30 protein-coding genes and 1 pseudogene are annotated in these 23,327 nt (G+C 68.0%); 20 read left to right on the forward strand and 11 right to left on the reverse strand.

Annotation, left to right across the window (positions count from 1 at the left end):
• Window positions 1–33: 33 nt before the first annotated feature.
• From AC07YH_RS23325 to AC07YH_RS23360, 8 genes and pseudogenes are all read left to right on the forward strand, one after another.
• Entirely contained in the window at window positions 34–513 is a 480-nt protein-coding gene (locus AC07YH_RS23325) for a PaaI family thioesterase (RefSeq protein ID WP_494749297.1), read from the forward strand.
• A complete protein-coding gene (locus tag AC07YH_RS23330; protein ID WP_494749298.1) occupies window positions 506–1,423 on the forward strand; it encodes an alpha/beta fold hydrolase in 918 nt (305 codons plus the stop codon). The genes AC07YH_RS23325 and AC07YH_RS23330 overlap by 8 nt, the downstream gene beginning before the upstream one ends.
• A gap of 11 nt (window positions 1,424–1,434) precedes the next feature.
• A pseudogene (locus AC07YH_RS23335) lies at window positions 1,435–1,523 on the forward strand (hypothetical protein); the annotation flags it as partial.
• A gap of 123 nt (window positions 1,524–1,646) precedes the next feature.
• Window positions 1,647–2,582: a glycosyltransferase family 9 protein gene (locus AC07YH_RS23340; protein ID WP_494749328.1), complete on the forward strand. Its 936-nt coding sequence runs from the start codon at window positions 1,647–1,649 to the stop codon at window positions 2,580–2,582.
• A 64-nt stretch (window positions 2,583–2,646) separates the two neighbouring features.
• Window positions 2,647–2,877 (forward strand): aa3-type cytochrome c oxidase subunit IV, encoded by a 231-nt coding sequence (locus tag AC07YH_RS23345; RefSeq protein ID WP_494749299.1) that lies wholly within the window; start codon window positions 2,647–2,649, stop codon window positions 2,875–2,877.
• Window positions 2,878–2,995: 118 nt separating this feature from the next.
• A complete protein-coding gene (locus tag AC07YH_RS23350; protein ID WP_494749300.1) occupies window positions 2,996–4,138 on the forward strand; it encodes a Re/Si-specific NAD(P)(+) transhydrogenase subunit alpha in 1,143 nt (380 codons plus the stop codon).
• Between the two features lie 27 nt (window positions 4,139–4,165).
• Window positions 4,166–4,501: a proton-translocating transhydrogenase family protein gene (locus AC07YH_RS23355; protein ID WP_047403586.1), complete on the forward strand. Its 336-nt coding sequence runs from the start codon at window positions 4,166–4,168 to the stop codon at window positions 4,499–4,501.
• Window positions 4,502–4,529: 28 nt separating this feature from the next.
• Entirely contained in the window at window positions 4,530–5,948 is a 1,419-nt protein-coding gene (locus AC07YH_RS23360) for an NAD(P)(+) transhydrogenase (Re/Si-specific) subunit beta (RefSeq protein WP_494749301.1), read from the forward strand.
• Window positions 5,949–6,023: 75 nt separating this feature from the next.
• Here the strand turns inward: AC07YH_RS23360 and AC07YH_RS23365 are convergent, their stop codons facing one another.
• The 3 genes from AC07YH_RS23365 to AC07YH_RS23375 form a co-directional block, all read right to left on the reverse strand.
• Entirely contained in the window at window positions 6,024–6,305 is a 282-nt protein-coding gene (locus AC07YH_RS23365; RefSeq protein ID WP_494618740.1) for a DUF2442 domain-containing protein, read from the reverse strand.
• Window positions 6,298–6,564 carry a DUF4160 domain-containing protein gene (locus tag AC07YH_RS23370; protein WP_494749302.1) on the reverse strand — a complete coding sequence of 89 codons (267 nt, stop codon included), beginning with the start codon at window positions 6,562–6,564 and terminating at the stop codon, window positions 6,298–6,300. The genes AC07YH_RS23365 and AC07YH_RS23370 overlap by 8 nt, the downstream gene beginning before the upstream one ends.
• A 139-nt stretch (window positions 6,565–6,703) precedes the next feature.
• Window positions 6,704–7,048 carry a UrcA family protein gene (locus AC07YH_RS23375; RefSeq protein ID WP_494618736.1) on the reverse strand — a complete coding sequence of 115 codons (345 nt, stop codon included), beginning with the start codon at window positions 7,046–7,048 and terminating at the stop codon, window positions 6,704–6,706.
• A 346-nt stretch (window positions 7,049–7,394) separates the two neighbouring features.
• Here AC07YH_RS23375 and AC07YH_RS23380 point away from each other — a divergent pair, with 346 nt between their 5' ends.
• The 4 genes from AC07YH_RS23380 (at window position 7,395) to AC07YH_RS23395 (ending at window position 11,607) form a co-directional block, all read left to right on the forward strand.
• Window positions 7,395–8,210 (forward strand): M23 family metallopeptidase, encoded by an 816-nt coding sequence (locus tag AC07YH_RS23380; protein ID WP_494749303.1) that lies wholly within the window; start codon window positions 7,395–7,397, stop codon window positions 8,208–8,210.
• 61 nt (window positions 8,211–8,271) lie between these two features.
• Window positions 8,272–9,228, forward strand: coding sequence for an alpha/beta fold hydrolase (locus AC07YH_RS23385; RefSeq protein ID WP_494749304.1), 957 nt, complete (start codon window positions 8,272–8,274; stop codon window positions 9,226–9,228).
• 34 nt (window positions 9,229–9,262) lie between these two features.
• Window positions 9,263–10,180: an ABC transporter ATP-binding protein gene (locus AC07YH_RS23390; RefSeq protein ID WP_494749305.1), complete on the forward strand. Its 918-nt coding sequence runs from the start codon at window positions 9,263–9,265 to the stop codon at window positions 10,178–10,180.
• Window positions 10,177–11,607: an ABC transporter permease gene (locus AC07YH_RS23395; protein ID WP_494749306.1), complete on the forward strand. Its 1,431-nt coding sequence runs from the start codon at window positions 10,177–10,179 to the stop codon at window positions 11,605–11,607. Before AC07YH_RS23390 ends, AC07YH_RS23395 begins: the two co-directional genes overlap by 4 nt.
• A gap of 178 nt (window positions 11,608–11,785) precedes the next feature.
• Here the strand turns inward: AC07YH_RS23395 and rpsU are convergent, their stop codons facing one another.
• Window positions 11,786–12,022 carry a 30S ribosomal protein S21 gene (rpsU, locus tag AC07YH_RS23400; protein ID WP_125159223.1) on the reverse strand — a complete coding sequence of 79 codons (237 nt, stop codon included), beginning with the start codon at window positions 12,020–12,022 and terminating at the stop codon, window positions 11,786–11,788.
• A gap of 182 nt (window positions 12,023–12,204) precedes the next feature.
• Here rpsU and AC07YH_RS23405 point away from each other — a divergent pair, with 182 nt between their 5' ends.
• Complete coding sequence (locus AC07YH_RS23405; RefSeq protein WP_494749307.1) at window positions 12,205–12,882, forward strand: COQ9 family protein; 678 nt, start codon at window positions 12,205–12,207, stop codon at window positions 12,880–12,882.
• Window positions 12,883–13,008: 126 nt separating this feature from the next.
• On the opposite strand, the gene rcdA is transcribed toward AC07YH_RS23405, so the two are convergent.
• Window positions 13,009–13,518 (reverse strand): protease adaptor protein RcdA, encoded by a 510-nt coding sequence (gene rcdA / locus AC07YH_RS23410; protein WP_494749308.1) that lies wholly within the window; start codon window positions 13,516–13,518, stop codon window positions 13,009–13,011.
• Window positions 13,519–13,700: 182 nt separating this feature from the next.
• Window positions 13,701–13,907 carry a DUF1192 domain-containing protein gene (locus AC07YH_RS23415; protein ID WP_494749309.1) on the reverse strand — a complete coding sequence of 69 codons (207 nt, stop codon included), beginning with the start codon at window positions 13,905–13,907 and terminating at the stop codon, window positions 13,701–13,703.
• A 75-nt stretch (window positions 13,908–13,982) separates the two neighbouring features.
• Between AC07YH_RS23415 and AC07YH_RS23420 the strand changes: the two genes are divergently transcribed.
• Window positions 13,983–14,957: an NAD(P)H-quinone oxidoreductase gene (locus AC07YH_RS23420; protein ID WP_494749310.1), complete on the forward strand. Its 975-nt coding sequence runs from the start codon at window positions 13,983–13,985 to the stop codon at window positions 14,955–14,957.
• A gap of 5 nt (window positions 14,958–14,962) precedes the next feature.
• Here the strand turns inward: AC07YH_RS23420 and AC07YH_RS23425 are convergent, their stop codons facing one another.
• Window positions 14,963–15,679 (reverse strand): hypothetical protein, encoded by a 717-nt coding sequence (locus tag AC07YH_RS23425; RefSeq protein ID WP_494749311.1) that lies wholly within the window; start codon window positions 15,677–15,679, stop codon window positions 14,963–14,965.
• A gap of 230 nt (window positions 15,680–15,909) precedes the next feature.
• Between AC07YH_RS23425 and AC07YH_RS23430 the strand changes: the two genes are divergently transcribed.
• Window positions 15,910–16,623: a DUF1013 domain-containing protein gene (locus AC07YH_RS23430; protein ID WP_494749312.1), complete on the forward strand. Its 714-nt coding sequence runs from the start codon at window positions 15,910–15,912 to the stop codon at window positions 16,621–16,623.
• Window positions 16,624–16,706: 83 nt separating this feature from the next.
• On the opposite strand, the gene AC07YH_RS23435 is transcribed toward AC07YH_RS23430, so the two are convergent.
• Window positions 16,707–16,880: a YdcH family protein gene (locus AC07YH_RS23435; protein ID WP_494749313.1), complete on the reverse strand. Its 174-nt coding sequence runs from the start codon at window positions 16,878–16,880 to the stop codon at window positions 16,707–16,709.
• A 130-nt stretch (window positions 16,881–17,010) separates the two neighbouring features.
• Between AC07YH_RS23435 and AC07YH_RS23440 the strand changes: the two genes are divergently transcribed.
• The 3 genes from AC07YH_RS23440 to AC07YH_RS23450 are packed head-to-tail and all read left to right on the forward strand — an operon-like array spanning window position 17,011 to window position 18,383.
• Window positions 17,011–17,628 (forward strand): UbiX family flavin prenyltransferase, encoded by a 618-nt coding sequence (locus tag AC07YH_RS23440; protein WP_494749314.1) that lies wholly within the window; start codon window positions 17,011–17,013, stop codon window positions 17,626–17,628.
• 5 nt (window positions 17,629–17,633) lie between these two features.
• On the forward strand, window positions 17,634–18,095 hold the full coding sequence (locus tag AC07YH_RS23445) for a TIGR02444 family protein (protein WP_494749315.1): 462 nt from the start codon (window positions 17,634–17,636) through the stop codon (window positions 18,093–18,095).
• Between the two features lie 57 nt (window positions 18,096–18,152).
• Entirely contained in the window at window positions 18,153–18,383 is a 231-nt protein-coding gene (locus tag AC07YH_RS23450; protein WP_494749329.1) for a YdcH family protein, read from the forward strand.
• Between the two features lie 9 nt (window positions 18,384–18,392).
• Here AC07YH_RS23450 and AC07YH_RS23455 read toward each other — a convergent pair whose 3' ends face one another.
• The 3 genes from AC07YH_RS23455 to AC07YH_RS23465 all read right to left on the reverse strand — a co-directional run bounded on the left by AC07YH_RS23455 (window position 18,393) and on the right by AC07YH_RS23465 (window position 21,383).
• Window positions 18,393–20,099, reverse strand: coding sequence for a M61 family metallopeptidase (locus AC07YH_RS23455; protein ID WP_494749316.1), 1,707 nt, complete (start codon window positions 20,097–20,099; stop codon window positions 18,393–18,395).
• A 63-nt stretch (window positions 20,100–20,162) separates the two neighbouring features.
• On the reverse strand, window positions 20,163–20,525 hold the full coding sequence (locus AC07YH_RS23460; protein ID WP_494749317.1) for a response regulator: 363 nt from the start codon (window positions 20,523–20,525) through the stop codon (window positions 20,163–20,165).
• A 144-nt stretch (window positions 20,526–20,669) separates the two neighbouring features.
• The gene (locus AC07YH_RS23465; RefSeq protein ID WP_494749318.1) at window positions 20,670–21,383 is read right to left on the reverse strand and encodes a GGDEF domain-containing protein; all 714 of its coding nucleotides are present in this window, start codon (window positions 21,381–21,383) and stop codon (window positions 20,670–20,672) included.
• Between the two features lie 213 nt (window positions 21,384–21,596).
• On the opposite strand from AC07YH_RS23465, the gene purE reads away from it, so the two are divergent.
• Window positions 21,597–22,088 (forward strand): 5-(carboxyamino)imidazole ribonucleotide mutase, encoded by a 492-nt coding sequence (purE, locus tag AC07YH_RS23470; RefSeq protein ID WP_494749319.1) that lies wholly within the window; start codon window positions 21,597–21,599, stop codon window positions 22,086–22,088.
• A gap of 6 nt (window positions 22,089–22,094) precedes the next feature.
• Complete coding sequence (locus AC07YH_RS23475; RefSeq protein ID WP_494749320.1) at window positions 22,095–23,195, forward strand: 5-(carboxyamino)imidazole ribonucleotide synthase; 1,101 nt, start codon at window positions 22,095–22,097, stop codon at window positions 23,193–23,195.
• The last annotated feature ends 132 nt before the right edge of the window (window positions 23,196–23,327 follow it).

Genomic DNA, 23,327 nt, shown 5'->3' on the forward strand with positions numbered 1-23,327 from the left:
TTTCTTTTTTCAAACGCTCGTTAGCCTGATGGGATGTCCGACGACCTGACAGACGCCCAGACGGCCGCGATCCCCGAAGGCTTCACCCAGCTGAACTGGTCGCGCGGCTTCGGCCGCCAGATCGGGCCCTTGTTCGAGCACCGCGAAGGTCCCGGTCAGGCGCGCCTGGCGTTCCGGGTCGAGGAGCACCACACCAACGGCCTGGGCAACTGCCACGGCGGCATGCTGATGAGCTTCGCCGACATGGCCTGGGGGCGGATCATCTCGCTGCAGAAGTCCTACAGCTGGGTGACGGTGCGGCTGATGTGCGACTTCCTCTCGGGCGCCAAGCTGGGCGACTGGGTCGAAGGCGAGGGCGAGCTGCTCGGCGACGAGGACCTCCTCTTCACGGTCCGTGGCCGCATCTGGGCCGGCGACCGCACCCTGATCACCGGCACGGGCGTCTTCAAGGCGCTGTCCCCCCGCAAGCCGCGCCCCGGCGAACTGGCCTATACGGAGAGCGCCGATGGCTGACGATCACGCGCCCGCGTCGCTGCTGGCCCCGTTCCACGGCGAGGCGCCGCCCGCGCCAGCCTGGTTCGAGGCGGCCATCGCCGACGCCCCCGAGCGCTCGAGGATCGCCGTCGACGGCGCGGAGATCGAGCTCCTGACCTGGGGCGAGGTCGGCAAGCCGGGCCTGCTGTTCCTGCACGGCAACGGCGCCCACGCCGACTGGTGGAGCTTCATCGCGCCGTTCTTCGCCAAGGACTGGCGGGTGGCGGCGATCTCGTGGTCGGGCATGGGCGGCAGCGACTGGCGGAGCGCCTACACCGCCGAGCTGTTCGCCGACGAGATTTTTGCCGCCGTCGCGGCCGCCGGTCTCGAAGCTGGAGGCGTGAAGCCCATCGTGGTCGGCCACTCGTTCGGCGGCTTCCCGACCCTCTATTGCGCCGCGCGCCATCCCGAGCGCCTGCGCGGCGCGATCATGGTCGACAGCAGCATCCAGCCGCCCGAAAAGCGCTGGAAAGGCCCGCCGCCGCGCTCGGGCCTGGGCAACCGCGTTTACGCCACGCGGGAGGAGGCCCTGGCCCGCTTCCGCCTGGCCCCGCCGCAGCCCTGCGAGAACCTCTACATCGCCGACTTCATCGCGAGGCGGTCGCTGAAAGAGGTCGAGGGCGGCTGGACCTGGAAGTTCGATCCGGACCTCTGGCACAATTTCCGGATGCCGGATCTTGGGCAACTCCTGCCGCAGATCGCCTGCCCGGCGGCCCTGATGTGGGGCGAGCGGTCGAACCTGATGCGCAGCGACACGCTCGACTACATGCTCGAGCAGATGCCGAAGGACGTGTTGCTGCTGGCGGTGCCGGACGCGGATCACCACGTGATGATCGACCAGCCGCTGGCGTTCGTGGCGGGGCTGCGGGGGGTGCTGGCGGCCTTCTAGCGCGGTGCGTCGTCCTCGCCCTTCGACAGGCTCAGGGTGAGGACGAAATCACGCGGCGGTTCACTAGGAACCTCACCCTGAGCTTGTCGAAGGGCGAGGTTGCGGCCCCTCGGCCTGATCCGCTAATCCGGTGCTCAGCCGCGCTGGAGATCGCCCGCCCTTGACCGCCCCCACGCCCGGCCCCGTCCTCGTCTACGCCCCCGATCGCGGGATCGGCGACCTGATGTGGCACCTGCCGACCATCCGGGCGATCGCGGCGACGACTCCCGAGGGCCAGGTCGTGTTGGTCGCCCGGCCGTCCAGCCGGGCCGCTGAAGTCCTGACCGTCGAGCCCAGCGTGGCGCGGGTGCTCTACGCTCCGCACTACAAGGGCAAGCTGAAGGGCGTGCGCGAGACCCTCGACTTCTACCGCCTCTGCAAGGCCGAAAAGCCCCGCGCGGTGTGGATCCTGGAAAAGATCGACCGCCCCGCCATCGCCGCCGCCCTGGCCGGCGTGCCCGAGCGGCGGGGCTTTGGGTTGGGCCACGGCCAGGAGACCTTCCTGACCACGGGGCCGTATCTGCCGAAATCCATGCGTCCGGCCCACCGGATCGACAAGCTAGCGGCCTTCGAGGCGGCCCACGGCCTGTCGGTGGCCAGCCGTGAGCCGGCGCTGAAGCTGGACCCCCAGGCGCTGGAGGCCGTGAGGGCCAAATATGCCGACAAGCCCGGCCCATGGCTGACCCTGGGCATCGGCGCCAGCGAGCCCGCCCGCACCTGGCCCGCCGAGCGGTTCGCCCAGACGGCCGCCCGGCTCTCCGACCTGTTCGGCACGGTGTTCTGGGTCGGCGGTCCGCACGAGGCCGAAGCCGCCAAGGCCGCGATCGGCGACCTGCCGAACAATGTCGTGGCCTGCGACCTGACACTCGACCGCTCGGCGGCCCTGATTGCGCTCTCCGCCGGCTTCCTGGGCAACGACTCGGGCGCGCTGAACGTGGCCGCGTCCGTCGGCACGCCGTGCGTCGGCCTGATGGGCACCGCGCCCGTGCCGGCCTATTCCCGCTGGCTCTCGCGCCTGGACGGCGGTGAGGGGCGAATCGGCGACATCACGGTCGATCAGGCCGCCTCCGCGGTGCGCACCCGCTTCCTTAAGGAGGCGTGGGACAATTCGCACGCTTGAGGCTTAGCGGCGGCCGTTGTATCGGGCGGGCTCGGTATCCTCCCTTTGCTTCCAAGGACGACACATGGCCGGCGACTATCACCGCGGTGAGATGGACATTTCTGAACAAGCGGCGACGTTCGCCGCGTTCAACGGCATGACCAAGTGGGGCTCGCTCGGCGTCGCCACGCTGCTGCTGTTCATCACCCTGCTGTTCTGCACCAAGGCCGGCTTCATCGGCGCGGTGATCCCGGCCGTTGTGCTGCTGGCCGCGGGCGTCTTCTTCCTCCGCGATAAGCCTGCCTCGGCCCACTGACACCGGTAGACATCGGCATATTTTCTCCCTGAACTGCGTCTTCTGCCTCGACAAGAGGCAAGACTATCCCCTACAGAGCGCTCCATGCTGCTGAGCAAACAGCGCTCTGGGGAGGGGTATGCCGATGGCCGTTATCGCCGTCACGAAAGAGACCCGCGCGAACGAGACGCGGGTCGCGGCCACGCCTGAAACCGTCAAGAAGCTCGGCGCCGCCGGCTTCTCGGTGGTTGTGCAGGCGGGGGCGGGGACGGCCGCGTCCTATCCGGACGCCGACTACGAGGCGGCCGGCGCCAAGATCGCCAAGACGGCCAAGGACGCCCTGAAGGACGCCGACGTCCTGTTCAAGGTGCGCGCGCCCGAAGCGGCCGAGATCGCGGCCCTGAAGAGCGGGGCCATCGTCGCCGCCGCCCTCAATCCCTATCAGGACAAGGAAACGCTGGACGCCCTGGCCAAGGCCGGCGCGACCGCGATCGCCATGGAATTCATCCCGCGCATCACCCGCGCGCAGGTGATGGACATGCTGTCCAGCCAGGCCAATCTCGCCGGCTATCGCGCCGTGATCGAGGGCGCCGAGGCCTATGGCAAGGCCCTGCCGATGATGATGACCGCCGCCGGCACCGTCGCCGCGGCCAAGGTGTTCATCATGGGCGTCGGCGTCGCCGGCCTGCAGGCCATCGCCACGGCCCGCCGCCTGGGCGCGGTGGTCACCGCCACCGACGTGCGTCCGGCCACCAAGGAGCAGGTCGAAAGCTTGGGCGCCAAGTTCCTGGCCGTCGAGGACGAAGAGTTCAAGAACGCCCAGACCGCCGGCGGCTACGCCAAGGAGATGTCCAAGGAATACCAGGCCAAGCAGGCCGAACTGGTCTCCTCGCACATCGCCAAGCAGGACATCGTCATCACCACGGCCCTGATCCCGGGCCGCGCGGCGCCGAAGCTGGTCAGCGCCGCCCAGGTGGCGTCGATGAAGCCGGGCTCGATCCTGGTCGACCTGGCCATCGAGCAGGGCGGCAACGTGGAAGGCGCCAAGCTGAACGAGGTCGTGATCACCGCCAATGGCGCCAAGATCCTCGGTCACGCCAACCTGCCGGGCCGCATCGCCGCCGACGCTAGCGCGCTCTATTCGCGCAACCTGGTGGCGCTGGCGACCCTGTTCACGACGAAGGAGGGCGAGTTCGCCCCCAACTTCGAGGACGAGATCCTGCAGGCCGCCGTCGTCACCCGTGGCGGCGCGATCGTCCATCCGAACCTGAAGACCGCCTAAGCGCACAGCAACAGAAGGGAGGCTCCCATGGAAGCCGTCGACCCCACCGTGTTCCGTCTGGCGATCTTCGTGCTCGCCATCTTCGTGGGCTACTACGTCGTCTGGAGCGTGACGCCCGCGCTGCACACGCCGCTGATGGCCGTCACCAACGCCATCTCGTCGGTGATCATCGTCGGCGCCCTGCTGGCCGCCGCGGCCCACGGCGCCAATAGCGACCTGGCCGGCGGCGCGGTCGCCGGCTCGACCTGGATCTCCAAGGGGGCCGGCGCGATCGCCGCGGCCTTCGCGGCGGTCAACATCTTCGGCGGCTTCTTGGTCACCCAGCGAATGCTGGCGATGTACAAGAAGAAAGAGAAGAAGTGAGCGGACGAGAGCAGGGGGAAATCACATCATGAACGCCAATCTCGCCGCCATCCTCTACATCGTCTCGGGGGTGCTGTTCATCCTCGCGCTGCGTGGCCTCTCCAGTCCCGTGACCAGCCAGACGGGCAACCGTAACGGCATGATCGGCATGGCCATCGCCGTCGGCACCACCCTGGCCACCCTGTGGAGCCAGGGCGCGCTGGACGTCGTGACCCTGGGCCTGATCCTGGGCGGCGTCGCCGTCGGGGGCGCCGTGGGCGCGATCATCGCCCGCAAGGTCGCCATGACCTCGATGCCGCAGCTGGTCGCCGCCTTCCACTCGCTGGTCGGCATGGCCGCCTGTCTGGTGGCCGTGGCCGCCATCTACACGCCCGCCGCCTACGGCATCGTGGGCGACAACGGCCATATCCACCTCAACAGCCTGATCGAGCTGTCGCTGGGCCTGGCCATCGGCGCCATCACCTTCACCGGCTCGGTCATCGCCTTCGCCAAGCTGAACGGCAACATGGGCGGCGCGCCGATCCTGCTGCCGGCCCGTCACCTGCTGAACATCGTCATCGCCCTGGGCATCGTGGCCCTGGTCGTGGTTCTGGTGATGAGCGGCGGCCAGGCCATCTGGGCTTTCTGGGGCATCTTCGCCCTGGCCCTGCTGGTCGGCGTCACCCTGATCATCCCGATCGGCGGCGCGGACATGCCCGTCGTGGTGTCGATGCTGAACAGCTATTCCGGCTGGGCGGCGGCGGCCCTGGGCTTCACGCTCGAGAACACCACCCTGATCATCACCGGCGCCCTGGTCGGTTCGTCGGGCGCCATCCTCTCGTACATCATGTGCAAGGCGATGAACCGCTCGTTCGTCTCGGTGATCCTGGGCGGCTTCGGCGCGGCCGACGCCGTGGCGGGCCCCGGCGGCAAGGTCGAGAGCCGTCCGGTCAAGCAAGGCTCGGCCGACGACGCGGCCTTCATCATGAAGAACGCGTCCAAGGTCATCATCGTCCCCGGCTACGGCATGGCCGTCTCCCAGGCCCAGCACATCCTTCGCGAGATGTGCGACAAGCTGAAGGAAGAGGGCGTCGAGGTGAAGTACGCCATCCACCCCGTCGCGGGCCGGATGCCGGGCCACATGAACGTGCTGCTGGCCGAAGCCAATGTCCCCTATGACGAGGTCTTCGAGCTGGAGGACATCAACAGCGAGTTCTCGACGGCCGACGTGGCCTTCGTGATCGGCGCCAACGACGTCACCAACCCGGCCGCCAAGACCGACCCGACCAGCGCCATCTACGGCATGCCGATCCTGGACGTCGAAAAGGCCCGCACGGTCCTCTTCATCAAGCGCGGCATGGCCTCGGGCTATGCCGGCGTCGAGAACGAACTGTTCTTCCGCGACAACACGATGATGCTGTTCGGCGACGCCAAGAAGATGGTCGAAGGCATCGTGAAGGGGCTCTAGGGCTTTCCTTCATCGCCAGAACGACGAAGGCCCCGGCAGCGACGCCGGGGCCTTTTTCGTGCGCGCTATCCGCGATCAGGCGGCGGCGTCGATCTTCTTCAGCAGGCCGGCTGCTTCCAGCGTCATGTGAGCATTGATCGCGTCGATATCGCAGCCGTTCGGCCAGGTCGGAATGCCCATCTCGATGAAGACGCGGGCGAAGAAGGCGGGATCGCGAAGGGGCTCGGTCACGACCCCGGTACTGACGAAGTCGCTGAGGTCGAGGACACCCGTCATCTGGTCATCGAAGTCGATCTCCAGGCGACAGCCTTCCAGCGCCTTGACCCGGACCGCACTGACCATTTTGAGCTTATTCATCGGTGAGCCCTTCGATTTTGAATGTCGGCAGCTTCGCGACGGCCAAATCCCAGTTCCGCATCAGTGCGGGGCGGTTCTTCACGATCCACTCTACCACATAGCGCGTTTGGCGGCGCGGGAGCTGTCCGGCCATCCGTTGGCCTGTCGCGATGTCGAAGATGGCGCGGTGATCGCCATAGTCGGCGTGGATATGGGGCGGGTTGTGGTCCGCGAAATTGATGCGGATGACGATACCCAGGAAGATCGAGATGATCGGCACGCGCGTGCTCCAAATTCATACTCAATCTATGAGTTAGCTTTTCTTGACCTGCAGCCCACGCAGAACAAAGGCCCCAGGTTCTACCTGAGGCCTCTGTCGCGGGGTGTGGGGGAGTGTTTTGGGTAAGCGGGACTGATGATCACTTCGCGGCGTATTCTTGGGTCTGGGCGGCGATGGCCAGGTTGCGGTGCTGCTCGGCCGGCAGTTGGCGGCTGACTTCGCGGCGGACTTCGGCGACGCAGGCGCCGATCGTGGTGTTCAGACCTTCGCTGCTGGAAGCCTTGGCGCGGCACAGGTCTTGGCCGGCCGTCTCGACGCGGGCCTTGAAGATCTTGGCTTGGCTGGGGCTGGCCAGGTTCAGGTCGCCGTAGGGCACGCGAGCGGTGATCTCGGCGGCGTTGGCGGCTTGGGTGAGGCCCAGCACCGGTACGGCGGCGAGGCTCAGGCTGGCGACGGTGGTCAGGCTCATGATGAACTTGCGCATTTGAAGTATCCCTCTGGCTGGGCGCTATTCCCTGCGCCGATGAATACTGTGTATTCCCGAGAGTTCGCCAAGTCCCGTTACGTCTCATTCATGACGTGTAATTAAAGAAATGACGGGCGTTTAATGTAATGAAGTTTCCGTAATATTTGACAACTTCATGACGCCTGTTGATCGGCTGCTGATGCGAGCTTGGCCTTACGGTTAACGCATGGTTAAGCTGCGCCCTCTTTCCGCCCCATGCGACATTCATACACCCGCCCCATTCACCATCTTGAAAGCCAAGTATGAGAGCTAGACCGTCGAGGCGCGGTCCTCTCCCTGGCCGAATGTCCGAGAGGAAAGCGGTTTGATCCCCAAGAGCCTGGCTGTTCAGTCTCCGCACCTGCGCGTCGCGTTCTTCACCATGCTGGGTGTCGCGGCCATGGCGGGCGCGCTGAACGGCGCCGTGGCGTTGGGCGAATGGGTGGCCGATGCGGCCCCCGTCTCCAGTCCGACCCCCGCCATTGTCCCGATCGAGCCGACCGTCGAAGACGAGGCCGAGCCCGCCCCGCCGCCGCCGGCCTATCAGTTCGACGCGCCGCTGCCCGGCCGGGTGATCGACTCGCCATTCGGCATGCGCCAGCTGCCATGGGAAGAGAACGGCCGCCTTCACCAGGGCGTCGACATCGCCGCCCCCAGCGGCGCGGCGGTCAAGGTCGCCGCCGACGGCGTGGTCAAGGCCACGGGCCTGTCGCCCACCTACGGCCGCTATGTGCAGGTGATGCACAAGGGCGGGCTGACCACGATGTACGCTCACCTCGCCGGGCCGGCGAAGGGCGTCAAGCGCGGCGCCTATCTGCGGCGCGGCCAGACCGTGGCCTATGTCGGCAATTCGGGCCGCTCGACCGGCTCGCACCTGCATTTCGAGATCCGCAACGGCGACAAGGCCCTGAACCCCAGCTTCTTCCTGGGCCGCAGCTTCGCCGAGGCGAACGACCTGCCCTTGAAGGCCGCGGGTCGGGTGTCGAAGAAGGTGCGTTTGGCGACCGTCTCCAAATGGCCGCCCGGTGTGACCAAGGGCGGCAAGGCGAGCAACGGCATCGTCGTCACCCGCGTGAAGGGCGGCCGCGTGCGCGCCACGATCCCGGTGGTCGGCGGCTCGATTCCCAGCGTCGCGGGATAAAAGTCAGCTCAGAGAGCATCGCGTTCTCGACGCGTCACAAAGCGCTACTACATTGAAGGCCATGATCCAGTTTCTCGGCCGTGGCGTCGCGGGCTTCGCGCTCCTGCTTTTGTCCTATATCGCCGTCGGCGGGCTGATGAGCGCCTCAGGGGCGCCCAAGCCGCGCGGTCAGATGATCGAGATCGAGCCGGGGCGGAAGCTGCGGCTGGTCTGCGAAGGCCCCAAGAGCGACCGCCCGGTGGTCTGGCTGGAGGCTGGAGCCTTCGGCTTCGCCGCCGACTGGGGCGCGACGCAAGAGGCCCTCACGGCCGCCGGTTGGCGCTCGTGCGCCTATGACCGCGCCGGCATGGGCTTCTCGCCCAAGGGGCCCAGCCCGCGCGACGGGATCGCCATCGTCACCGACTTCGAGAAGCTGGTCGCCGCTTCGGGCGAACCGGGCCCCTACATTCTCGTGGGCCACTCGATGGCCGGCCTGCGCCTGCGCGAATATGCCGGCCGCAACCCCGACAAGATCGCCGGCATCGTGCTGGTGGACGCCGCCACGCCGGAAGCCGCCGCCAATCCGCAGATGCAGGGCTTCATCAACGCCTTCGCCTCGGCTTCGAAGTGGGCGGCGCGCGGGGCGTCGCTGGGTCTCTACAAGCCGCTGGCTCACACGCGCCTGGGCGACAAGATCGACCTGCCGCCGGCCGCCAAGGCCGAGAAGGGCTGGGCCTTCGCCAATGGCCGTCACAACCGCGTTTCGGCCGAGGAGGTCGGGCTGTGGAAACAGGCCTCCGACCAGGCCGCCCAGCAGCCCAACTTCGATCCCAAGTGGCCGGTCGCCGTCGTTACCGCCGGTCCCGTCGCCGGTCGAGAGGACCGCAAGGAAATGCAGGCGGCCCCCGCTCGCCGCTCGCAGCACGGCCTGGTGGACCATGTCGAGGCCGCCACCCACACCCTGCTGATCGGCCGGCGCTTCGCCGACCACATCGTCCGGGCCGTGGCCTTCGTGGCCGACGCCTACAAAAAGGGCTGATACAACTTTCAGGAGGTCGATTCGGGAGGGGTCCATGGTCAGCGCCGTCAGCCTGGAGGGCGTCAGCAAGACCTACGACGACTTCCACGCCGTCCGGGACGTCAGCTTCGAGGTCCCCGCCGGCCGGATCACCGGGTTCCTCGGTCCCAACGGCGCGGGCAAGACCTCGACCCTCCGCATGATCCTGGGCCTGCTGCCGCCGACGGCGGGGCGGATCACCGTGCTGGGCGCGGCCGACGCCACAAAGGTCCACGAGCGGATCGGCTTCCTCCCCGAGGAGCGCGGCCTCTACAAGCGCATGACCCCGATCGACGCCATCGCCTTCTTCGCGGGGCTGAAGGGCGTGCCGGAGGCCGAGGGCCGCAAGCGGGCCAAGGCGATGCTGGAGGCCCAAGGCCTGGGCTTCGCCGCCAGGCGCCCGATCAAGGACCTCTCCAAGGGCATGGCCCAGAAGGTCCAGCTGATCTCGGCCCTGGCGCATGAGCCCGAACTGGTGGTGCTGGACGAGCCGTTCTCGGGCCTCGATCCCGTCAACCAGCAGGCCCTGGAAGCGATGATCCGCGAGATCGCCGCGCGGGGCGCCACGGTGCTGTTCTCGACCCACGTGATGCAGCACGCCGAGCGCCTGTGCGACAAGGTCGTACTGATGGCGCGCGGTCGTAAGGTGTTCGACGGCGACGTCGCCACGGCCCGCTGCGCCGCGCCCCGGGCGCTGGTGCTGGAGGGCGACCTCTCGGCCGAGCAGGTCATGGCGCTGCCGGGCCTGGGGGCGGTGACCTCCGAGCCGCTGCCGGACGGCGGCTGGCGGCACGTGGCGGTATTGCCTGAGATCGGCACGGGCCAGGACGCCCTGAAGGCCGCCTTCGCGCGGGACCTGGCCCTGCGACGGTTCGAGCTCAAGGAGCCCAGCCTGCACGACGCCTTCATCGTCCTGACGGGAGACCAGGCATGAGCCGTCTGCTGAAGATCGCCCGCCGGGAATACCTGGCCTATGTCCGCACGGTCGGCTTCTGGCTGTCGATCGTGGCCCTGCCGCTGGTCATCATCATCAGCGCTGGCGCGCCCTTGATGATGATGAAGACCGCCAAGCCCGAGCGGCTGGCGATCGTCGATCTGACCGGCCAGAACCTGGGTCCCGCCGTGGCCAAGGCGATGGTCGAGGACCAGAGTCGCGCCAACGCCCGCGCCCTGCGCGCCGCCGCCCTGTCCGCGGGCGGTCCCAAGGCCCAGGAGGCCGTCGGCAAGGCCCAGGCCAAGGGCGGCCAGGCGGCGGGGCTGGAGGCCCTGTCCGGCGTCAACCCGACCGCCGCCGCGCGCTTCAGGCCGCCCAACGCCAAGATGGTCATCCTGCCGGCTCCGATCGCCGCCCAGGCCGCCTCCACGCCGCGCGAGGCCGGCCAGATCGCCCGGCGCGAGGTGGCCGACAAGCGTCTCGATTCGGTGCTGATCCTCAGCGGCCGCGACGAGGCCATCGTCATGGACCTGTGGAGCCGCAACCTCGGCGCGCCGGTGCTGGAGGGCGATCTGCGCCAGGTCGTGGGCGTGATCATGCGCGAGCGGGCCCTGGCCCGCGCCGGCGTCTCGGCCCAGACCCTCAAAGCCGCCGACGACCTCAAGCCCGCCTTCAACAGCCTGTCGCCCCGGGCGGCCTCGGGCGAGAAGGTGTCTTTACGCGACCGTCTGCCGACCATCGTCGGCTTCGCGGCCGGCATGCTGCTGTGGTCGATGGTGCTGACCGGGGCCAGCATCCTGCTCAACAGCGTGATCGAGGAGAAGTCGTCCAAGATCCTCGAGGTGCTGCTGTCTTCGGCGTCCGTCCCTGAGATCATGGGCGGCAAGATCCTGGGCGTGGCAGGCCTGACCCTGACCGTGCTGGCCATCTGGGCCATGGCCGGCTGGCTGGCGATGATCAATTTCGCTCCAGGGCTGGCCGGCGATCTGGTGGCCGTGCTGCTGAGCAAGGGGCTGGTGTTCTACTTCGGGGCCTATCTGGTCGGCGGCTACCTGATGTACGCGGCGCTGTTCGCCGGCATCGGGGCCTTCTGCGAGAGCCAGCGCGACGCCCAGACCCTGCTGGGGCCGATCATGATCGTCATGACCATCCCGGTCGTCTTCATGAGCCAGGCGATCCGCTCGCCCGACGCGCCGATTCTCAGCGCCTTGTCCTGGATCCCGCCGTTCACGCCGTTCCTGATGCCCGTGCGCATCGCCGGCGACCCGCCGGTGGCTCAGGTGATCGGTACGACCGTGCTGATGATCGTGACCACGGCGGCGATCATCGCCTTCTCGACCCGCGCCTTCCACGTGGGGGCGCTGGCGACGGGGAAGGTGAACCTGAGGACGCTGGTGGGGCTGATCGTGCGGCGGCAGGCGGGGTAGTCCTCCCCCTCTGGGGGAGGTGGCCCAGAGGGCCGGAGGGGGCGGCGCGGCGATGGCGGTGATGGCCACCTCAGTCGGCTTTGCCGACAGCTTCCCCAGAAGGGGAGCATCAAAACGACGAAAGCCGCGCGGATCGCCGCGCGGCTTTCGAAATCTTCAGCGAAGAAGAGGTCTGGTCTTACCGACCAGCCGGCTTCTTCGGCATCGGCAGCAGGCCTTCGCGCTGGGCGCGCTTGCGGGCCAGCTTGCGAGCGCGACGGACGGCTTCGGCCTTTTGGCGAGCGCGCTTTTCCGACGGCTTTTCATAATGCACGTGCCGCTTCATTTCGCGGAACGAGCCTTCGCGTTGCATCTTCTTCTTCAGGGCCTTCAGCGCCTGATCGACGTTGTTGTCGCGGACGAAAATCTGGACCAGGGGTATCTCTCCATTCGACAGCCCGACCAATATTCCCAAGTCCCTCTTGAGGGGCCGGGCGGGCGAACAAAACCGGGTAACCTGAGAGGGGTTCTCCCAGGCGATGAGGCGGGGCTGATAGCAGAGCGCAGGGCCGCTGTCCATGCGCGACGCGGCCTAAACCTCGGTGTAGACTCGGATTTATGACGCAAACGGCACACACCTCCGCTCAAGCTTCGGGTCAATCGGGATCGTCGTGGGCCGACGACGCCGAGCAACGGGTGCTGGACGAGGCCCTGCGCCTCGCGCCCAAGCTGGGCTGGAACGCGGGACTCGTCAGCCGCGCCCTGGCGGCCGCGGGCCTCAGCGACGCCGAGGGCCAACTGCTGTTGCCCGAGGGCGCGCGAGACCTGGCGGCCCTGTTGTCGCGACGCCATGACGCGGTCGCGCTGCGCAAGCTTACGACCTTCGATCTGGCCGCCCTGAAGATTCGCCAGCGGATTCGCGAGGGCGTCGTCGCCCGTCTCGACGCGGCTTCGGAGCATGCCGACGTACTGCGCCCGCTGGCCGCTTTCCTGGCCTTCCCGACCAACTTGTCGCTGGCTTCGCGGCTGACCTGGGAATCGGCCGACGGGATCTGGCGCTGGGCCGGTGATGTCGCCACCGACGAGAACCACTATTCGAAGCGCGCCATCCTCTCGGGCATTCTCGTCTCGACCCTGGCCGTCGACATGGCCTCGGGCCGCGCCTCGGCGCTGTCGCACCTGGACGCGCGCATCGACAACGTCATGGCCTTCGAGAAATGGAAGGCGGGCCTGAAGCCGATGGACTTGGCCAGCGAGATGGTCGGCGCGCTGGCGCGGATGCGGTACGGGAAATAGGTCGGGATTTCTCCTCCCCCGCTGGGGGAGGTGGCCCGGAGGGCCGGAGGGGGCGGCGCGGCCTATGCCCAGCTGGCCCCCTCAGTCGCTTCGCGACAGCTCCCCCAGCGGGGTAGCAGCTTCGAGTTAGCCCCCGAACGCCGCCGCCAGGCGCTCGAACTGGGCCTGCACCGGGCGCGGGGCCTCTTCGTTCGGGGATTCCACGTACATGCGGCGGTCCAGGTGGCGGACGCGCTCGTACAGGCGCTCGGAGCGCTGCAGCAGGTTGATCAGGCCGAAGGGCAGTTCCTCGACGGCCGGGGCTTCGCCGGCGGCTTCCTCGCCCAGGCGGTAGGACTCCGCGCAGGCCGCTTCCGGCGGCATCTCGCCTTCACGCACCGCGCGCTGCACCAGCAGCCACGAGGCCACCTGCATCAGGCGGGTGGTCAGGCGCATGCTCTCGGTGGCGTAGCCCAGGGCGGCATTGCGGGAGAGGACCTTGCTGTCATGCCGGCCGGCTCCGTCGAGATAGGCGGCGGTCTCTTCGACCAGCTGCATGCCTTCCTCGAACGTGCGGTCGAACAGTTCCGATCGCGCGAAGTCCTGGATCACTCCAGCGCGCCAAGGCGTGTCCGCGAACGCGTTCACTTCGGTCATAGCTACTCAATGCCCCTCGAAAGGCCGCGAGGACGTCTCGCTTAGTCACGGAACTGCAATGCCCGTGCCACAACTCGCCGTCCCGTTGCGACCCACCCCCTTCGATCGACCGAACAAGAAGCGTCAGAAGGCGGAGGACCGCTTAAGACGCCAGTAACCTCACCGAAACCTTAAAATAAGCCTTAGTCCAGGCGACCAAACAGCGCATTGGCCGCGTCCCGGCCAGCCTTTTTCTTGGTCAGCTGGGCCTTGGTGCGTTCGATTTCGGCCTGCAGGGCCGCGATCCGCTCTTCCAGTTCCGAGACGCCGTAGACCTCCAGGTCCTCGTGGGTCGTCTCGTTCAAGGCGCGTCCGTTGAAGGCGCGAGGCTCGACAGGCTCTTCGAACATCGGCTTCTCTCCCTTTTCCGTCAGCTATCTGACGCCTACCTAGGGTCCAAGGCAAGCATGAGAGGAAGCCCGGGCATGGCCGGAACGATGACGGCGATCGCGATCGAAGGCGGCAAGGGCGCGGCCGAAGCGCTGAAACCGGTCGAGGCGCAGCGGCCTGAGCCCGGTCCGGGACAGATCCTGATCAAGGTCGCCGCGGCGGGCGTGAACCGCCCGGACCTCTTGCAGCGCCTGGGTTTCTACCCGCCGCCGCCCGGCTCGCCCGAGACCTTGGGCCTGGAGGTCGCCGGTGAAGTCGTGACCGGTTCGGGCCGCTGGCAGGCCGGCGACAAGGTCACCGCCTTGCTCGGTGGTGGCGGCTACGCGGAGTACGCGGTGGTCGACGCCCGCCACGCCCTGCCGATCCCGCGGGGCCTGGATCTGGTCCACGCCGCGGCCCTGCCCGAGACCGTCTTCACCGTCTTCGCCAATGTGTTCGAGCATGGCGCGCTGAAGGCCGGGGAAACTCTACTGGTTCATGGTGGAACGTCCGGAATCGGAACAACCGCCATCGCCATGGCCAAGGCGGCCGGCGCGAAGGTCATCGCTACGGGACGCGGCGCCGACAAGAAGGCCAAGGCCCTCGAGCTGGGCGCCGACATCGCCATCGATGCGAAGGCCGAGGACTTCGCCGAGATCGTCAAGGCCGCTGGCGGCGCCGATGTGGTGCTCGACATGGTCGGGGCCAGCTATTTCGACAAGAACCTCGACGCCCTCAAGACCGGCGGCCGCATCGTCTACATCGCCAGCCTGGGCGGGCCGGTGCTGGAGGTTCCGGTGATGAAGATCATGCAGAAGCGCGCCGTGATCACCGGCTCGACCCTGCGACCCCGCTCGGCCGACGAGAAGGCCCGCCTGGCCGCCGAGGTCGAGCGCGTGGTCTGGCCGTGGGTCGAGGCGGGGCAGGTGAAGCCGCTGATCGACGCGACCTTCCCCCTGGCCGACGCCGCCAAGGCCCACGCGCACCTCGAGGCCGGGGAACACGTGGGCAAGGTGGTCCTGACGGTCTAGACGGCCTAGAGGGCGGCGATCGCCGACCACACCGCCGGCTTGACCGTCTCCGTGGCCGTATAGAAGTGCAGCTCGGAGACGCCGTTGGCGGTCGCCTCGGCGGCGTAGGCGTTGATCTCGGCCGGCTTGGCGAAGGCGATCTCGCCGGCCATCGGGACGATCAGGTTCGTCTTGCCGCCGGCGGCCTTCCAGAACTTGATCGACTGGCGGTAGTTGTCGGCCGGATCCCCGTGCCCGACGACGCCGGCTTCCACCCGCCAATAGGCCTGAGGCAGCAGCACGGTCGCGTGCTGGAAGAACTCGGCCCAGGGCAGTTTCGGATGCCGCGCCTTGCCGCGATAGTGCGAGGTGACGCCGTAGGGCTTGCCGCCGGCCGCCGCGGTGACGGCCTTGCTGAACTTGGTCGCCAGCGGGCCCAGGCCCGGCAGGTCCCAGTCATAGGGCTTGCCCGGCTCGCCCTCCGGATCGACGTAGTAGCCGTCCAGCCCTTTGCCGAACAGGCTGACGACCTTGGCCGCCTCCTTCATCGCCGCGTCTTCCTTGGCCGACGGCCAGCGCCAGCCATAGACCTTGATGTTCCTGGCGTGGAACGCCGCGATCGCCGCCTCGACATCGTTGTCCGTGCGGATCGCCACGCCGGTCACTCCGGCGGCGACGGCGTCGGCGACGAAATCGGCGAGCTTGTCGTAGTTCACGACCCAAAGGATTTTCTTGAAAGCCATCGTAACCCCCTCCCGAGTGGAGGGCGCATGGTATCACAACTATTGCGAGCTTTTAAGACACGTGCGCCTTGGCGCCTTGCAGGCGGGATCGTCCTCAAGTCCCTGGCGGCTCAATAGAATAGGCCCAGAGCCGCTCGTCCCCCGTTCCCTTTTTGCGAGAACCGGATTATAGCGTTCATCAACATCCCGCCCGGCCGAAAGGCCGGGCGCCGTCATTTCTGGAGGACCGCATGTCCGACATCCTGATGCCCAAGGCGACCGCCGTCTGGTTGGTGGACAACACGTCGCTGAGCTTCGAGCAGATCGCCGATTTCTGCGGCTTGCACCCGCTGGAAGTGCGCGGCATCGCCGACGGTGAAGTGGCGCGCGACATCCGCGGCGCCGACCCGATCGGCAACGGCCAGCTGACCCGCGAGGAGCTGGACAAGGCCCAGGGCAATCCCGACTACCGCATGAAGGCCCAGGTCAGTCGTCACGCCGAACTGCTGAAGCCGCAGAAGAAGGCCCCGCGCTATACGCCGGTGTCGCGTCGTCAGGACCGTCCGGACGCCATCGCCTGGTTCCTGCGTCATCACCCGGAAGTGACCGACGCTCAGATCTCCAAGCTCCTGGGCACCACCAAGGCCACGATCGAGCAGGTCCGCGCCCGCACCCACTGGAACGCCGCCAACATCAAGCCGATCGACCCGGTGACCCTGGGCCTGGTGGGCCAGCTGGAGCTGGACGCCTTGGTCAAGAAGGCGGCCGAGAAGAAGGCCAAGGACGATCTGAAAAAGGGCATCCTGCCGGAAGACCCGACCCTGCGTCCCGCCTCGGAGGCCGGCCAGTTCGAGCCCGAGGTCGAGGAAGAGGAAGAAGACTTCCGCGCCAAGCGCGGCGAGATCAAAGCCGAGGACGTGTTCGGCCAATCGTCGGGCTATGTGGACGAGGAAGACGAGGACTAATCCTCGGTTCCCCAGCCTAGAAAAGCAGAGGCCCCGCTCCTTGCCGGAGCGGGGCCTCGTGTTTTTCGGCTGCCTCTCAGCAGCTAGTGAAGTCGCGCCCTAAGGCCCTCGATCTCCTCCTTCAGCCTGAGCTTCTGCCGCTTGAGCTCCATGAGCATCGCGGCGTCGCTACCGGGTCGATTGGTCTCCTCCTGGATCTTGCGGTCAAGGTTCTCGTGACGGGACCCAAGCTCGCGGATACGGGATTCGATGGCCATGGCTCTCGGCTCCATTGCTGTTGGAGAAGAAAGTGAACACCCGCTGCGCGGCGCTGTCAGATCACATATGATTGCAAGCGGCGGCGCTTGACGTGGCCAAATCTACTCCCAAGGCGGACGAAAATTTACCATGACCGATGCTCCGAAAACCGCCGATAAACCCAAGCTTGTGGTCGGGATTTCGGGCGCTTCCGGCGTGGTCTACGGCATCCGGACGCTGGATGCGTGCCGTGAGCTGGGTGTCGAAAGCCACCTCGTGGTCTCCAAGTCGGCCGTGCTGACGCTGCAGCAGGAGACCGGCCAGTCGCTGGCCGAGCTCAACGAACGGGCGGATGTTGTCCATCGCGTGAGCGACATTGGGGCGGCCATCGCCTCGGGCTCGTTCCGGACCCTGGGCATGGTCATCGCGCCGTGTTCGGTGCGGACGATGAGCGAAATCGCCACCGGCGTAACGGCTTCGCTTCTGACCCGGGCGGCCGATGTCACCCTGAAGGAGCGCCGTCCGCTGGTGCTGCTGGTGCGCGAGACGCCGCTGCACCTGGGCCACTTGCGGACCATGACCAAGCTGGCCGAGATGGGCGCGGTGATCGCCCCGCCGCTGCCGGCCTTCTACGCCAAGCCCGCCACGATCGCCGAGATGGTGGACCAGTCGGTGGGCCGGGCGCTGGACCTGTTCGACCTCTCCTGGCGGCCCGTGAAGCGCTGGGGCGAGGACTTGGCGACGATCTCCGGCAAGTCCGAAGGTTAACGCCGATGCGGTTCTGGGACTGGGCTCTGAAGGCCTATGCGCGTCAACCTGTCGCGGAGGCCTGCCTGTCCTTGCAGGACGCCCATGGCCAGAACGTGCCCTGGCTGCTGTGGGCCGCCTGGATGGCGCAGGAGGGGCGCTCCGCCGACCTCACGGACGCCGCCAGGATGATGCGTTCCTGGGACGTCGAGATCGGCGCGCCCCTGCGCGGCGTGCGTCGGGCGCTGAAGTCGCCGCGTCCTCCGATCGACGACATTGCCAAGGAAGCCCTGCGCGACGCGGTGAAGGGCGTCGAGCTGAAGGGCGAGCGGGTGCTGATGGAAAGCCTGGAAGCGCTGAGCGGTCCGCCGGGCGCGCCGATGACGGTGCTGGACGGCTTGGCGGCCGCCGCGGCGGCTTCCGGAGACCCGCCTCGTCGCGCGGCCTTGGAAAAGCTCGCGGTGGCGCTTGAAAAGACAACGGGCTGAGCGCCTTTACCGGTCGTCAGCCTTTGCTATCTATCTCCTGAGTGGGGCCCACCTGAGATTATGTCCATGAACGACGATGATCCGTCGGAAGATACCGACATCGCGATCGAACGTCGCCTCGCCGACCTGCGCGAGGACCACAAGGACCTCGACGACTCCATCCAGGCCCTGGAAGAGCGCTATCAGCCCGACATGCTGCAGATCGCCCGCCTGAAGCGGAAGAAGCTGCTGCTGAAGGACGAGATCGGCCGCCTGGAAGACCAGCTGACCCCGGACATCATCGCCTGATTTCTGGGCCTAGCCGGCGACCGCCTTCGCGCACGCCGCGCGAGCCTCGGGCGTGAGGTCCTTGGGCATGACGACCTGCTGGAAGTTCAGCATCGCCTTGCCCTCAGGCTTGAAGCGGATCGTGCGGCGCGCGCCTGCGTCCTCGACGAGGTAGGCGACCTCCACCGAACTGTCCCCGACCTTGCCGCCCTGGCGGCCCAGCCGCTTCATGCCGTCGCGCAGGCCGGCCGCATAGGCGGGCCCGTCGGTCTTCACGCCGGTGATCACGCCGCCCTTGGCGCTGGCGTCACTGTCGAAGCCCAGGTCGTAGGCCGGTTTGGCGACCGCCTCCACCGTCAGGCAGCCGCCGAAGGCGTCGGGCGACAGGACGATCGGCTCGCCCTTGACGATCCAGCGGTCGATCTCCGGCGTCAGGTCGATCCCGGTGCGGGCCTTGACGATGCGCGGCAACAGGTTGGCCGCCATATGGTCCCACTCGGCGGCGTCGCGGCCCTTGGCGTAGTCGCGCATGGCCAGCATCACCGAATCCAGACCGCCTTTCGGCTTCAGCCGGTCCTCCAGCAGCAGCGCCACCAGGGAACCGCGCAGATAGGGCAGCTTGTGAACGGCCTTGTCGCCCCAGAAGCGCTCGGCGATGGCGGCGTTCGGCAGGGCCTTGGCGGGGGAGGTCCCGTAGGCCTCGAGGGCCGTGTTCCAGGCGGCGACGAAGGTTTCCAGGCTCACGAAGCCCGAACGCAGCGACAGCCGGCGCGCATAGTAGTCGGTGAAGCCCTCGCTGACCCAGTAGCCCAGCGGCTCCTCCGGCCCGTCCTTGAGCCCGCCTATGCGGTTCGAGTTCCAGCTGTGGAAATACTCGTGGGCCAGGAACAGCCTGTAGTCGTCGAGCGGGACGTTGCGGGTCGAGATCACCGCGAAGGCGTCGCCCAGGCCGGTGCCGCGATAGGAGGTCCAGCCGGACGGGGCGCTCTGGTCGGCCAGGGTGACCAGGAAGGGCTCCTTGCCGTCGCCCCAGAAGGCGCGGCTGGCCCCGATCGCGCCAGCGGCCATGTCGGCGAAGGCCGCGTCGGTGAAGTCGAACTTGCCGTGCGTGGCCAGGCGCAGCGGGGCGCCGCCGGCGTCGCGCTCCAGGATGGTGAGATCCTTGTAGGCGATGGCGACGCTGTCGCTGATCGCGTCGAGCGTCCCGGCCTTGCGGCTCAGCGTATCCAGGTCGGAGGCGAAGACCAGGCCCGAACCCGCCGGATCCCAGGTGAACCGCACCTTGTCGCCGTCGCGACCCTCGGGCGTGGCGAAGACCGTGTGCCCGACGACGTAGAAGCCGTCGGGCCCGACGATCGGCTGGCCGTAGGTGACGCTGTCGACCGGCGGCTCACCGGCATAGGCGCTGACCACGCGGTAGCGGACCGTCAGGGGCGCGCGGGGCTTGGAGGTGATGGTCCAGGTCTTGTCGTCGGCGCTCGACAGGGTCCCGCCGGTGACCACGGGGTCCTTGATGAAGCGCCAGAGCTTCTCGCCGCCGCCCCAGTCCTGGGGCACGCGCAGCTGGGTCTGACCATCGGCGTCGGCGGGCAGGGTGATCGTCACCGACAGGGCCGTGACCTTGCCGTTCTCGAGGACCGGCGCGAGGCGGTAGCGGTCCGTTGGCGGCGTCGCGGCCAGGGCCTGCGCGGCGGAAAGGGCGGCGACAGCGCCGCCCAGCAAGGCTTTGGTGATCAAGCGACGTCCCCCAGTTGCGCGACCCTAGGGGCGTCGCCGGGAGCCGGTCAGCTTAAAGTTTCGTCACGCGGCGATCTGGGTGGCTTCCAGGTCGCGGACGGTCTGCAGCAGGCGGCCGGGGGTGATCGGCTTTTCCAGCCGCGCGTCGGCGTGCTGGTCGTCCTTCAGCAGGCGGGCGTCGACGGCCGAGGCCATCAGGGTCACGGCGCCGGGGCGCGCCTTGCGCACGGCGCTGACCAGCTCGCCGCCGCTCATGCGCGGCATCGAGTGGTCGGTGATCACGAGGTCGGGCTTGAACGCGTCCAGGGCGTCATAGGCTTCCTGGCCGTCCCGGCACAGCAGGACGTCGAACCCTGCTTCCGTGAGGGTGATTTCGTAGATCAAGGAGAGGACCGGATCGTCCTCGGCGACCAGAATACGCTGCATGTAACCCGCCCAGTCATGCTTAACAGACCATGAACGTGTTACCGCACCGACCGGGTTCCAGTCGCCGTGCGATAAGGTCGCATTCCTCGGAGTTGTCGGCAGGGGCGGAGCAGCCGAAAGTGTATACGGTCGCCGGGTGGGCGATCAGGCCTGCTTGCGCTTGCGGACGAACATGGCCGCGTCGGCCTCGGCCAGGGCCACTTCCGGATCGGCGCCGGGCTCGATCTCGCGCACGCCGTAGGAGATGTGCAGCGGGGCCGACCACTCGCCGAACTCGACCGGCTGAGAGCGGATCGCGTCAGCCAGGGTCTGGGCCTTGGCCAGGGCGGTTTCCTTGTCGGCCTGGGCCAGCAGCACGGCGAACTCGTCGCCGCCCATGCGGCCGACCAGGTCGCTCTCGCGGACATTGGCCAGCAGGCGCTTGGCCACGGCCTTCAGCGCCTCGTCGCCGGCGGCGTGGCCGAAGCGGTCGTTCACGCTCTTGAAGTTGTCGAGGTCGAAGAACACCAGGCTGGCCGACGAGCCATAGCGCTGGGCGAAGGCCGAGACGCGCTTGGTCTCGCGCAGGAAGGCGCGGCGGTTCAGCACCGGGGTCAGGGCGTCCATGTCGGCCAGGCCCTGCGCCTCGTTCAGGCGCAGCTTCAGCATGGCGACCTCGTTCCGCAGGTCGTCGATCTCGGTCATCAGGGTCTGCAGGGCTTCCACGACCTGAGGGGTCATGTCGGCTTCGGTCAGGCCCAGGAAGGCGGCGCTGTCGGGCGCGGCGACTTCACGCGCCACGACCTGGGCGCCAGCCCTGGCCAGGGCGCGCTTGCGGATGGCGGCGAAAGGTTCGGTCCGGGCGCCGGAGATCTTCATGAGGTCACTGGGAATCGTTATGGCACAGCTAGCAGTAAGGTTAACGGGAACGCCGTTCGACGCAATCGGGGGCGCCGATAAGCCGCAGGCCGACGATCACGCGCCCAGCCTAAAGGCGACCACGGAACGTTTTGTGTCGTTTTGGGCTTGCCGCAGCGGGCGGACGCGCATACGGGGCGGCTTTCCGACGCTCGCCGAAAAGAGACGACGCCGATGACTTCGACCACGCCGCCCGTCGCCATCATCATGGGCAGCCGCTCGGATTGGCCGACCATGAAGGGCGCGGCCGACGCGCTGGACGCCCTGGGCGTGGCCTACGAGGCCAAGGTCGTCTCGGCCCACCGCACCCCGCAGCGCCTGTTCGAGTTCGCCACGGGCGCCGAGAAGGCCGGCTACAAGGTGATCATCGCCGGGGCCGGCGGCGCGGCGCACCTGCCGGGCATGGCGGCCTCGATGACCAACCTGCCGGTGCTGGGCGTGCCGGTGCAGTCCAAGGCGCTGAGCGGCCTCGATAGCCTGCTCTCCATCGTCCAGATGCCGGGCGGCATCCCCGTCGCCACCCTGGCGATCGGCGAGGCCGGGGCCAAGAACGCCGGCCTGCTGGCCGCCCAGATCCTGGCCCTGTCGGACCCGGCCCTGAACCAGCGCCTGTCGGCCTTCCGCGCCGCCCAGACCGACAGCGTCGCCGAGAGCGTCGAGGATTAAGGACACATGGCCGAACCTTCCTCCGTTTCTTGGCCCCTCGTCCCCGGTTCGACCATCGGCATCCTCGGCGGGGGGCAGCTGGGCCGTATGCTGGCCCAGGCCGCCGCGCGCCTGGGCTTCGACGTGGTGATCCAGGACCCCGAGGAGAACTCCCCGGCCGGCCGCGTCGCCGCTCGCCAGATCGTCGCCGCCTATGACGACCGCTGGGCCCTGAAGCGCCTGGCCGAGGCCTGCGACGTCGTCACCTACGAGTTCGAGAACGTCCCGGCCGACACGGTGTCGGAACTTGCCTCGCTCGGTGCGGTCGTCTCGCCCGGCGCCAAGGCCCTGGCCGCCGCCCAGGACCGCGTCGTCGAGAAGAGCTTCCTGGCCGAGATCGGCGTGCCGACCGTGGCCTTCGCCCCCGTCCAGGACAGCGAGAGCCTGGCCGCCGCCGTCGCCAAGATCGGCGCCCCGTCGCTGCTGAAGACCCGCCGCGAGGGCTATGACGGCAAGGGCCAGGCCTGGATCCAGAAGGCGTCCGACGCCGAGGCCTCGTTCGAGAAGATCGGCCGCCGCGCCGCCATCCTGGAAGCGCCCGCCGACTTCGGCCGCGAGCTGTCGGTGATCGCCGCCCGCAGCCGCGACGGCGAGATCGCCTGCTACCCGCTGTCGGAGAACCACCACGAGGGCGGCGTGCTCAAGCGCACCGTCGCCCCCGCCAAGGTCACGACCGCCACCCGCGATCAGGCCGAGACCATCGCCATCAAGATCCTGACCGCGCTCGACTATGTCGGCGTGATCGGGGTGGAGCTGTTCGAGCTGGCCGGCGGCAAGCTGCTGGTCAACGAGTTCGCCCCGCGCGTCCACAACACCGGCCACTGGACCCAGGACGGCTGCGAGGTCGACCAGTTCGAGCAGCACATCCGCGCCGTCGCCGGCTGGCCGCTGGGGCCGACGGCGCCGCACCATCACGTCGAGATGACCAACCTGCTGGGCGCGGATGTCGACGCTTGGCGCAAGCTGGCGGCCGAGCCGGAGACCCGCGTCCACCTCTACGGCAAGGGCGAAGCCCGGCCGGGACGGAAGATGGGGCACGTGAACCGGCTGAGGCCGCTGCGAGACTAGGCGGGAGGCCTATAGATGCTCCCCCACTGGGGGAGCTGTCGGCGAAGCCGACTGAGGGGGCATCGCCGGCCTATGCCGAGCCGGGGGGGGGGGGGGGGGGGGGGGGGGGGGGGGGGGGGGGGGGGGGGGCAC

The sequence above is a fragment of the Caulobacter sp. GW456-12-1-14-TSB4 genome (assembly GCF_059424195.1).

Excerpts from the sequence above, each read along its gene's own strand:
- AC07YH_RS23325 (WP_494749297.1), top strand. The coding sequence starts at position 34 with ATGTCCGACGACCTGACAGACGCCCAGACGGCCGCGATCCCCGAAGGC.
- AC07YH_RS23330 (WP_494749298.1), top strand. The coding sequence starts at position 506 with ATGGCTGACGATCACGCGCCCGCGTCGCTGCTGGCCCCGTTCCACGGC.
- AC07YH_RS23340 (WP_494749328.1), top strand. The coding sequence starts at position 1,647 with ATGTGGCACCTGCCGACCATCCGGGCGATCGCGGCGACGACTCCCGAG.
- AC07YH_RS23345 (WP_494749299.1), top strand. The coding sequence starts at position 2,647 with ATGGCCGGCGACTATCACCGCGGTGAGATGGACATTTCTGAACAAGCG.
- AC07YH_RS23350 (WP_494749300.1), top strand. The coding sequence starts at position 2,996 with ATGCCGATGGCCGTTATCGCCGTCACGAAAGAGACCCGCGCGAACGAG.
- AC07YH_RS23355 (WP_047403586.1), top strand. The coding sequence starts at position 4,166 with ATGGAAGCCGTCGACCCCACCGTGTTCCGTCTGGCGATCTTCGTGCTC.
- AC07YH_RS23360 (WP_494749301.1), top strand. The coding sequence starts at position 4,530 with ATGAACGCCAATCTCGCCGCCATCCTCTACATCGTCTCGGGGGTGCTG.
- AC07YH_RS23365 (WP_494618740.1), bottom strand. The coding sequence starts at position 6,305 with ATGAATAAGCTCAAAATGGTCAGTGCGGTCCGGGTCAAGGCGCTGGAA.
- AC07YH_RS23375 (WP_494618736.1), bottom strand. The coding sequence starts at position 7,048 with ATGCGCAAGTTCATCATGAGCCTGACCACCGTCGCCAGCCTGAGCCTC.
- AC07YH_RS23385 (WP_494749304.1), top strand. The coding sequence starts at position 8,272 with ATGATCCAGTTTCTCGGCCGTGGCGTCGCGGGCTTCGCGCTCCTGCTT.
- AC07YH_RS23390 (WP_494749305.1), top strand. The coding sequence starts at position 9,263 with ATGGTCAGCGCCGTCAGCCTGGAGGGCGTCAGCAAGACCTACGACGAC.
- AC07YH_RS23395 (WP_494749306.1), top strand. The coding sequence starts at position 10,177 with ATGAGCCGTCTGCTGAAGATCGCCCGCCGGGAATACCTGGCCTATGTC.
- AC07YH_RS23405 (WP_494749307.1), top strand. The coding sequence starts at position 12,205 with ATGACGCAAACGGCACACACCTCCGCTCAAGCTTCGGGTCAATCGGGA.
- rcdA (WP_494749308.1), bottom strand. The coding sequence starts at position 13,518 with ATGACCGAAGTGAACGCGTTCGCGGACACGCCTTGGCGCGCTGGAGTG.
- AC07YH_RS23415 (WP_494749309.1), bottom strand. The coding sequence starts at position 13,907 with ATGTTCGAAGAGCCTGTCGAGCCTCGCGCCTTCAACGGACGCGCCTTG.
- AC07YH_RS23420 (WP_494749310.1), top strand. The coding sequence starts at position 13,983 with ATGGCCGGAACGATGACGGCGATCGCGATCGAAGGCGGCAAGGGCGCG.
- AC07YH_RS23425 (WP_494749311.1), bottom strand. The coding sequence starts at position 15,679 with ATGGCTTTCAAGAAAATCCTTTGGGTCGTGAACTACGACAAGCTCGCC.
- AC07YH_RS23430 (WP_494749312.1), top strand. The coding sequence starts at position 15,910 with ATGTCCGACATCCTGATGCCCAAGGCGACCGCCGTCTGGTTGGTGGAC.
- AC07YH_RS23435 (WP_494749313.1), bottom strand. The coding sequence starts at position 16,880 with ATGGCCATCGAATCCCGTATCCGCGAGCTTGGGTCCCGTCACGAGAAC.
- AC07YH_RS23440 (WP_494749314.1), top strand. The coding sequence starts at position 17,011 with ATGACCGATGCTCCGAAAACCGCCGATAAACCCAAGCTTGTGGTCGGG.
- AC07YH_RS23445 (WP_494749315.1), top strand. The coding sequence starts at position 17,634 with ATGCGGTTCTGGGACTGGGCTCTGAAGGCCTATGCGCGTCAACCTGTC.
- AC07YH_RS23460 (WP_494749317.1), bottom strand. The coding sequence starts at position 20,525 with ATGCAGCGTATTCTGGTCGCCGAGGACGATCCGGTCCTCTCCTTGATC.
- AC07YH_RS23465 (WP_494749318.1), bottom strand. The coding sequence starts at position 21,383 with ATGAAGATCTCCGGCGCCCGGACCGAACCTTTCGCCGCCATCCGCAAG.
- purE (WP_494749319.1), top strand. The coding sequence starts at position 21,597 with ATGACTTCGACCACGCCGCCCGTCGCCATCATCATGGGCAGCCGCTCG.
- AC07YH_RS23475 (WP_494749320.1), top strand. The coding sequence starts at position 22,095 with ATGGCCGAACCTTCCTCCGTTTCTTGGCCCCTCGTCCCCGGTTCGACC.